General features: G+C 30.5%; 6 protein-coding genes. 5 read left to right on the top strand and 1 reads right to left on the bottom strand.

Annotated features, from left to right (window positions below; translation table 11 throughout):
- Window positions 1-1,049, bottom strand: a 1,049-nt coding sequence (locus OQH62_RS07980; protein WP_266015970.1) for a cache domain-containing protein, incomplete at its 3' end; no start/stop codon positions are given.
- A 253-nt stretch (window positions 1,050-1,302) separates the two neighbouring features.
- Here OQH62_RS07980 and OQH62_RS07975 point away from each other — a divergent pair.
- From OQH62_RS07975 to OQH62_RS07955, 5 genes are all read left to right on the top strand, one after another.
- A complete protein-coding gene (locus OQH62_RS07975) occupies window positions 1,303-1,794 on the top strand; it encodes a cupin domain-containing protein (RefSeq protein ID WP_323053644.1) in 492 nt (163 codons plus the stop codon).
- 15 nt (window positions 1,795-1,809) lie between these two features.
- Window positions 1,810-3,015: an NAD(P)-dependent alcohol dehydrogenase gene (locus OQH62_RS07970; RefSeq protein WP_266015969.1), complete on the top strand. Its 1,206-nt coding sequence runs from the start codon at window positions 1,810-1,812 to the stop codon at window positions 3,013-3,015.
- 514 nt (window positions 3,016-3,529) lie between these two features.
- Window positions 3,530-6,103 carry a TonB-dependent receptor gene (locus tag OQH62_RS07965; RefSeq protein WP_266015968.1) on the top strand — a complete coding sequence of 858 codons (2,574 nt, stop codon included), beginning with the start codon at window positions 3,530-3,532 and terminating at the stop codon, window positions 6,101-6,103.
- Window positions 6,104-6,166: 63 nt separating this feature from the next.
- The gene (locus OQH62_RS07960; RefSeq protein WP_266015967.1) at window positions 6,167-6,952 is read left to right on the top strand and encodes a carboxymuconolactone decarboxylase family protein; all 786 of its coding nucleotides are present in this window, start codon (window positions 6,167-6,169) and stop codon (window positions 6,950-6,952) included.
- Window positions 6,953-7,470: 518 nt separating this feature from the next.
- A partial coding sequence (locus OQH62_RS07955) for a hypothetical protein (protein ID WP_266015966.1) occupies window positions 7,471-9,395 on the top strand: 1,925 nt, incomplete at its 3' end.

Here is a 9,395-nt window from a genome sequence, read left to right as displayed (position 1 = left end):
TTAGAGATTTGTCCAAATTCATCATTGCTTTTTACATCGATTGTTGTAATGTTTTTTGTTTTGTGATTGATAAAGTCAAAGAAAGAATTGAGACCTTTTTGTATAGCAACTAAAGGAGAGATGAAATGAGAAATAATAAAATAGAGCAAGATAATACTTAAAGCTATAATTATTATTACCGCTACAGTTTGTATATAAGCTATTTTTAGTACCGGGTCATTAATAATTTTTATATCTTCAGCTATACAAGTTGTATAATCAGATGCTGGAGCACATATAGCAAATCTTTCAATTCCATCGTTTCTTGTGTAATAGAACAATTCATTTTCTTTTACCTTTGAATATTCTTCTTTTAAAATTAGGATATTAGGATCTTTTCCTTTAAAACTATGGTCTGATGAAACTACAATACTATTGTCTTTATCAAAGGCAAAAACTCTACCCGGAAGTCGGTCATAGGTGTCTTGTAGCTCTGTTAGTGGTTCATCAACAGCTATAACACCTATTAATTTTCCGTCTTTATAAAAAGCTTTGGAAAAAGTGAATACGAGTTCTTTTGTTGCTGAATCGGTATAAATAGGAGAAATATAAACTTCTTTCGTTTTTAAAGCAGAATTATACCAATCTCTAGTTCTTGAGTCGTAATTGTCTATATTAGGACCGCTACGAACTGTCCTTAACTTTTTTTTGTCGCTATCAATGTCGCTAGAGAGTTTATCGCCATTTGGAAATCCTATGTACACTGCCATAAAACCTCCCCCATCTTTGAAATCCTTGAATGTCATACTAAGAAAATCTTCAAATTCTTTTTGAGAATTGTATTGAGCAGAAGAAATGCTTTCGTTCAATTTTTCAAGACTTTTGACATTTTTTTCGATAAAAAGCTCTATAGCGTCTTTTCCATTTTCAACATAACTTTTTTCTGCAGAAACAACTTGCGAAAATAAAGCATTTTTATTGAAATAAAAACTAATGATGCCTAGGCAAAGCAATGCTACTATTGATATAGCACTTGCTATTAAAGAGAGTTTGATTTTAAGACTACTCATATTGTTGATCCTTGTTCTTTAAATATATTATAACATTGAGCATTGTAACTCAAAAATTTAAATTTAATTCAAAAAATACAAAAAATTCTTAAATTTCTTTTATTATATTGTTACTTTGAATTTTTAATAATATATTAAAATTTTTCTGTTGAGTTTTTATTAAGCCATCAATTTTGCAAAACAATTTATAGTCTTGAAAGACTAGGTGAAAGTTTTATAATTGCAAGTTATATTATTAAACGAAAGGAAAAAAATGTTTAATTTCTTTATGAAGTTTCTGTTTTTGAGTTTTGTATTGCTTTGCTCAAGCAATGCTTCAGAAAAACAAATTCAACAAATACAAAAAGCCGATTCTTTTCAAAATTTTTCAGGTAGTGCTGAGAATTTTAGCGGTAAAGTTAAGGTTTCTTTGCTTGTTGAAAGGAATGAATGGAGAGATTTTAATGTAGCCTTAGTTGAATTTAGCCCACAAGCAAGGAGCGGATGGCATACACATCCTCAAGGGCAAACTCTTATAGTTACTGAAGGTGAAATTCTTGCTAAAGTACAAGGACAAAAAGCTAGTATAGCTAAAAAGGGTGATGTGATTTCTTGTCCTCCGGGTGTAAAGCATTTTCACGGAGCGACACATTCAAAAGGAGCACATTTAGCACTTCAAGGTTTTAAAGATGGAAAGAATGTAGAGTGGCTTGAGCTTGTGAGTGATGAGGAATACAAACAAGCTTTGCAAGAAATACAAGAATAAGAGGAGATGATACTAATGAATAAACGAAGAATTTTTTTAAAAAACTCTGCAAAATTTACAGGAGCCTTAGCGACTGTCGGATTTGCAAGTTCTCTTTTTGCTCAAACACCTTCAAATCAGTCTGTTAAATCAGCAAGTTTTTTCAAAGAAGGAGAGCCAATCCCATCTTTAGGATATGCAGCTCATTCAAAAGAGTGGAAATTTAAACCTTTTTCTTTTACAAGACATCCTTTGGGTGAAAATGATGTTTTAATCAAGATTTTGTATGCAGGTATTTGTCATAGCGACTTGCACGCAGTTAGAGGCGAACACGGTAAGGCAAACTATCCTATGGTACCCGGACACGAAATTGCAGGTACAGTTGTAGCTATTGGTAAAAAAGTACGCAAATTTCGAGTTGGAGACTTTGCAGGAGTTGGTTGTATGGTCAATTCGTGTGGAGTTTGTGAAGCTTGCAAGGAGAGTAGAGAGCAGTACTGTGTCAATGCGAAAACTGTCTTTACTTACAATAGTAAAGATGTTTTTCATAATGGTGAAATAACATATGGGGGCTACTCAAATAATATCGTTGTGAATGAAAATTTTGTAATTAAAGTACCGAAAAATGCTCAAATTGAAAAACTTGCTCCTTTGCTTTGTGCAGGCATTACTACTTATAGTCCAATCAGATTTAGCAAAGTTGCAAAAGGAGATAAGGTTGCTGTTACTGGAGTTGGTGGTTTGGGGCATATGGCTTTGCAGTATTTAGTGGCTTTAGGAGCTGAAGTAACGTGTTTTGATATTTTAGATAAAAGCAAAGCTGTAATGGCACTTGGGGCTAAAAAGTTCGTCAATGTTGCAAGTGAGGAATTTAAAAATATACGAAATGAATTTTCTTTTATTATTTCAACTATTCCTTATCATTATAATATACAAGATTACCATAGAATGCTTCGATTTGGTGGTGAAATGGCCATAGTAGGTCTTCCAAGCCCCCAAGAAGCCCCTAGTATAGATTCTCAAAGTTTCATTTGGAATTTTCAAAATAAAAGAATATATCCTTCTTTAATCGGAGGTATCAAGGAGACACAAGAAATGCTTGAATATTCGGTTAAAAATAAGATTTATCCTAAAGTACAAATCATTCCTATACAGAGCTTGGATGAAGCCTATAAGAAAGTGGCTAGAGGAGAGGCTGATTTTCGTTTTGTTATCGATATGAGTACTTTAGCAGATTCTTAAATGCCTTTTTTATTTGGCTTGTAGTGAAGTTCAAATACATTTACATTTGTGCTTAATACGAGCCTTTTTTGCATTTCATTTATATAAAATGTTTTTGTTGTAGTTTTGCTAGCATTTATATTCTACTTGAGTTGAGTTTTTAAAATTATACAGAAAACTTGAGCTACATTTTCGCAATTCTTTAAATATTATGAGAAGTTCAAATTCGCTTTAGTATTTTGTTTAATCAAAACAAAGTGCTAGAGTGAAACTCCTCGAATTCTTATACTGCTTTTGCTATAAAACAATTTTTTATATTTTTTGATGTTCTACACAATGAGATTTTTTACAAACAGCTATTGTCTGTTGAGATTTTCACAATGTAAAAAAATAAAGCCTTTCATAATCCCAAGTTTTTATTTATTATAAATAAAAATTTAATTTAATTTTAAAATTTTTTTGTTATCAATTATTTCATTTATTATTAATAACAATTATCACTATTTAATAATAAAAATTCTTTATAAGGTTTTAAATGAAAATTGTATTTCTTGTTGTATTTTTTCTCAATCTAGTTCTGGCAAAAGATATTGAACTTCCAGCTTCTCTGTTGCGATATACAAGTCAAAAAAGTGTTTATCAAAGCGGTTTTAACTTGCCCTCTTTTCTTTTAGAGTCTCTTCCTTCAGGAAATGGCGATATAGGTTCTGCCTTTAAAATAATGCCTAATGTGCAATTTGACAACACTCAATTTATAAGCAATGTACAAGGAGAGATTGATCCTGCAAATATTTCTGTAAGTGGAGGGCTTTTTTACCAAAATAATTTTAATTTAGATGGATTTAATATTAACAATGATTTAGATCCTATAGGAGGCGGTGTTGCAGGTATGGGTGGGGCTTCTCAAGGTTTAAGAGGAAATAAAAGTCAAGGCTTTCATATAGATACTTCCCTTTTAAAATCTCTTAGTTTGCAAGATTCTAATATAGGCGCAGCTTATGGCGGATTTACCGGCGGTGTGATTGAAGCTACTCTTAAAGAGCCTAGAAGCGATGGATTCCACGGAAGAATCAGTTATCAATACACATCAGATAAGCTTACGAGGTTTCATATTGATGAGAGTTTGTATGAGACATTTCTTAACAGTTCTGATGAAAACAATCAGCCTTTGTTTTCAAAACATCTTGTTAAAGCGAGCTTTGAAGGTTATCTTAGAGAGAATTTAGGATTGATTGGATCTTTTTCTACTACCCGTTCCTTTATCCCTCTTCGAGCGTATTCTGATGTTTTTAGAAGAAACACTCAAGGCACACAACGAAACTCAATGCACAAACAAAAGAGAATTAGTGATAATTATTATCTAAAAGCTTATTATTACCCAACAGAGAATTTTAATCTAGAAACAAATTTGGCTTATATGCCTCAAAACAATAGCTATTTTAATAATATTGCTAAAGACAGTTTCTATACTATGAAGAGCGGAGGGTTGCAGAGTGGTATTAAGGGATCTTGGGAAAATGCATTTGGGTTTTGGACAAATACCTTAGGTTATTCTTCTATTGCAAGTTCAAGAAGATCTGAAAAAAATTATAGGCTTTTTTGGAGGTATTCACAAGATGATAAAAATTGGGCAGTTTCAGGGAGAGATCCCAATCTCTATGCTAGTGAAGGAGGTGTGAGTGATATTGATCGCAATCAAAATACATTCAATTATAAATCAGATATGATTTTTAACACTTTTTCTTTGCAGCAAAGTTCTCATACATTCAGACTAGGTTTTGAAATTAATTATCAAAATGTTGCAAGGGAAATTTTAAAAGACTATTATTATAGCGGTGGATCAAGCTCACAAGGACTTGTTGGAGATCTTCAAGGTGTTCCTTGCCAAGGCGATATTTTTGGTCTTTCGCTTTGTTCTACGGCTGTAACTTCAAATAATTTTAACGGACAGTTTATAAAAAGAATCAATGTGATTAAAGCGGGGAAAGTAGGTTTTGATACTTTATCTTATGGAACGTACCTTGAAGATGATATTAAGTGGGATTTGAATCAATTTGGAATTCTTCATACAAGATTTGGAATTCGACTTGATGGAGATGATTATATGCGTAAAAAGACTCTCGCTCCAAGACTAAGTATAAATTATACAGCCCCTTGGCAAACTTATGCAAGTTCTTTGATTTCAGGCATTAATAGGTATTATGGACGCAATCTCTTCTCATACAGACTCTATGATAGTATAGTAGCAGCTACAAGCCAGTATAATAGAACTTCTATTGATTCACAATGGGTGTTAAGTGATATTAAGAGAAGCTCTGGATTTAAATTCAGCGAGCTTGATGTGCCTTATGATGATGAGTTTGTTTTAGGTTTTAATCAAAATATTTGGCTTTTTAATGTGACTCTTAAACATATTTACAGACAAGGTAAAGATGAAATTATAAGGAGACGAAGAACTCCAAATAATGCACCGGCTTTGGATAATTATTCAAGTTCTTATAATTTTTATACCAATGATGGCAGCTCTCAAAGCCATATAACAACTTTGATGTTAAGCAATTCACAAGCAATAGAAAGTTTTGGGATAAAGCATTATTATTTATTGAGTTTTGATCTTAGCGATGTAAAACGAAGTTACAATCTCTTTGCAGCAGATGAACTGTATTATGACAATGAGGAAATACTCTATGATGGTAAAGTGATACGATATAGAGAAAGACCTACGGAAAATTATAACCGTCCTTATACTTTGAGATTGAATACAATTCATACTTTTACTACGCAAGGTATTCGATGGCTGTTAAACAACTTCTTGCGTTACCGTGCAAGTTATGAGAGAATGATTCAGTTGAGCAAGAATGATAGCAGATATGATTCAAATTTTGATGGGAATCAGTATGTCAAAGCAAAGATTAAAGGAGCGTTTTCTTGGGATATGAGAGTAGGTTTTGAGTTTGGTAAGAAAAATATATTTTTTATGAATGTAGATATTTACAATATACTCAACAGAAAAAATATGACAAGTTTGAGTAGAGCAGGAACAAGTACGGCTGTGGCTGTGTATGAAGCAGGACGACAATTCTGGCTTGAAGCAGGGTATAAATTTTAAAAATTCTTTATGAAAATTTGCATACAATTATTTTAGCAGTAGAAGAAAACAAAGGAGTAAAAAATGGCAAATCGTAGAAAGTTTTTCAAAAATTCTTTAACCTTGGCAGCTCTAGCGCTCTCTCAAGGAGCTCTTCAAGCCTATGAAGCAAATTATAATCACCTAGAACAAGATGGCGAATTTGAAGAACTTTTTACAAATTTTATCAATGATGAGGTGAGTAAACATAATATTTTAGATACTCAAACTACTTTTTTAGTTAAGATTGCGGCTTTAATTGCAGTGCAAAGCCAAGAGCTTTTTAAAATACAATGCAAAGAGGCTTTAGCATTTGGGGTGGAAGCTGTGGCTTTAAAAGAGCTTTTATATCAAAGTGTGCCTTATGTAGGTTTTGCGAAAGTTTATGATTTTTTTGGAGCTTTAAACGAGGTTTTGAAAAATCAAGGTGTGAGTTTGCCTTTGCCAAAAACAGGGACAACCACAAAACAAAATCGTTATGAAGAGGGTTTAAAAATCCAAATAAAGTTTTTTGGTGAAAGTATTTTGCAAGGCAATCAAAATACCCCAGATGATATGAAACATATAAGAGAATTTTTAAGTGCAAATTGTTTTGGAGATTATTATACAAGAAAAGGGCTTGATTTGAAAACTAGAGAGTTACTAACTTTTATTTTTTTAGCCTCTCTTGGTGGGTGCGAATCACAACTTAAAGCCCACACTTTAGGAAATTTTGCAAGTGGTAATGACAGAAAAGTTCTCATTAGCGCTCTTACTCAAATTTTGCCTTTTGTTGGTTATCCAAGAAGTTTAAATGCTTTTGGTGTGATTAATGAAATGAATAAAAATTAAACTGTTATTTTTTGTATTAAAAATAGAGGTAAAAAGCAGGATAATGTATCAAAAGAGTTTTAGAAGCAGTTTTTATAAATTGTGTAATAATAATTTGATCGATTTTTTTATACTTACCTTTTCGTTTTTCTTATCATTATTTATCTTGACTGAATTGAAAAATATTTAATAAATAATTTTTAAATAAATTACTACAACAGAAAAATTTGAAATTTATATCGATACAAGTTATAAGTTTTTAACTTATAAGATATAGATTTATAATAACCTACTGTTTTTTATTTCCTTTTAGTTTCTCGCTAATTCTTAATATTATTTCTACAAAAATAAATAAATAATAAATATTTTTAAAAAAATATATAAAAAATTCTTTATTTTTAATAAATTATTAATAATATATTTACTATTATTTTGATTAATATTAAAAATTTATTGTTTAATGTTTATTTTTTATTAAATTAAAAAATAAACATTTTTAAAAAAGAGCTTGTGATGAGAATATAGAAAATTTTAAAGAAATGGGGGGGGGTATCATGTTTTTATATAAAAATTGTGTTTTTGCGACAGCTTTTACGAGATTATTGTTTTTTCTTTTTTTAGTTTCTTCCCCTCTTAAAGCCGAGCTGACAGGATATTCGTGTGAGAAATTTAATGCTAATGGCTATAGTATTCCTGTTTCAAATTGTACTGTTCATGATCCAAATGGAGTGTTTTCTTATGGGCAAGCGTCTCAGCCTTACATAGCATTAAACAGTATAAATTCTTTAACAATAACGACTCGTATTTATGATGCAATTGTTGCTCAAGGCAATCAAGTTTTTCCTTTACCTGTAAATCAGATGGGACTTATCAATGTCATGAAAAATACAACCTTAAATCTTTCAATCGGGCCACAAGCTAACATAGGATATTCTAAAAACTCAAACCAACAAAATAGAGGAGCAAAAACGAGTATTAAAAATATAGGAGGTAATTTATTTATAGCCAATTCAGGACAAATACAAGGTTTTATTGATAATACAAATAATAACTCTATTTTGAGAATAGAAAATGAAGGGACTATACAAGGTGGTATAAAAAATACCCAGACTATAAACGAATTGATTCAAAAATCAAATTCCACACTCTATGTAGACGGAGAAGTGAATAAAAAAGGAAAAATAGGCAAAATCGTAGTAAAAGATAATAAAGCTGTGAATCTTGAAAATACCGAATTAACACTTCAAGGCAATTCGATTTTTGAATCAGGTAGCACTTTAACGAGTAGTAAAAATGTAGATATTGATTCAACAGACACAAATTCAAAACTGACTAATAAAGGAAATATACGAACTACTTTAAATAATATTAATAAAATTGGTAGTGTAGATAATTCAGGTTCTTTACAAAGTTTTATTAACGCAAATAATGCCAATGTTAATTCTTTTTCTAACTCAGGTCGAGTAGCACTCAACAATTTTGGCACTATTGATTCTCTTTCTAATTCAAATGCTATGATTTATTCAGGAAGAAATGGAAAGATTTTAGATACTTTAACTAATTCTAAAAATCTGACTTTAAGTTCTTCTTTGAATTTTGAAGGAAATAAATTTGAAAATCAGCAACAAGGAGTGATTTCATCAAATAATTCTTCAGATGGAGTCATCATCAAAAAAGCACAAAATGTAACTAATTCTGGAAATATTAAAACAAAGCTTGATATTTTAGGATCATCTTCTATAAAAAGTTTTAACAACACAGGAAATATAGAAGGAATAGTAAAAAATCAAGGCAATATTCAATCATTCAGCAATTCTAAAGGAAACTTACAAAATATTCTTAATGATGGCACTATTAATAGTTTAAATAATCTTGGTACTATTAATACCCTAGTTAATAATAACCAAAAAACCATTGAAAAATTTTACAATAACAAAGACATAAATACCTTTGAAAACAAAGGTACTATAAATACTTTAAACAATTCAGGTGCTTTCAAATCAACTCTAACAAACAAAGGTACTATCAGTACTTTTAGCAATACAGGAAAGATAGAAGGCAATTTTATCAATGATACAGGCAGAACTATTAAAAACTTTTCTAATAATGCGAATGGAAATATAAGTGGTATATTTGAAAATAAAGGTATTATAAACACATTTGAAAATTCGCAAAATAACACTATAAATAAACTAACTAATTCTGGAAATATTAATAAATTAATTCAAAAAGGGACTATAAATTCATTTGTGAATAGAGATAAAGGACAAATAGACTTATTTCAAAATTCTGGAACAATACAGTTGTTAAGAAACACTCCAAATGCAAAAAAATTAAATTTAACAAATACAAACATTATTGAAAATTTTGAAAATCTAGGTACAGCAGTCTTAAACAATCAAGGAAATATAAGCAATTTTAAAAATTTAAATCTTGCTGTAATTTCTTCTCGTGCCGTTTTAAC

Source organism: Campylobacter sp. MIT 21-1684, assembly GCF_026241315.1.
In the GTDB taxonomy this organism is placed as follows: domain Bacteria; phylum Campylobacterota; class Campylobacteria; order Campylobacterales; family Campylobacteraceae; genus Campylobacter_D.
The sequence above is the reverse complement of the archived record's forward strand: the minus strand, read 5'-3'. Positions and strand labels throughout refer to the sequence as shown.

Excerpts from the sequence above, each read along its gene's own strand:
- OQH62_RS07975 (WP_323053644.1), top strand. The coding sequence starts at position 1,303 with ATGTTTAATTTCTTTATGAAGTTTCTGTTTTTGAGTTTTGTATTGCTT.
- OQH62_RS07970 (WP_266015969.1), top strand. The coding sequence starts at position 1,810 with ATGAATAAACGAAGAATTTTTTTAAAAAACTCTGCAAAATTTACAGGA.
- OQH62_RS07965 (WP_266015968.1), top strand. The coding sequence starts at position 3,530 with ATGAAAATTGTATTTCTTGTTGTATTTTTTCTCAATCTAGTTCTGGCA.
- OQH62_RS07960 (WP_266015967.1), top strand. The coding sequence starts at position 6,167 with ATGGCAAATCGTAGAAAGTTTTTCAAAAATTCTTTAACCTTGGCAGCT.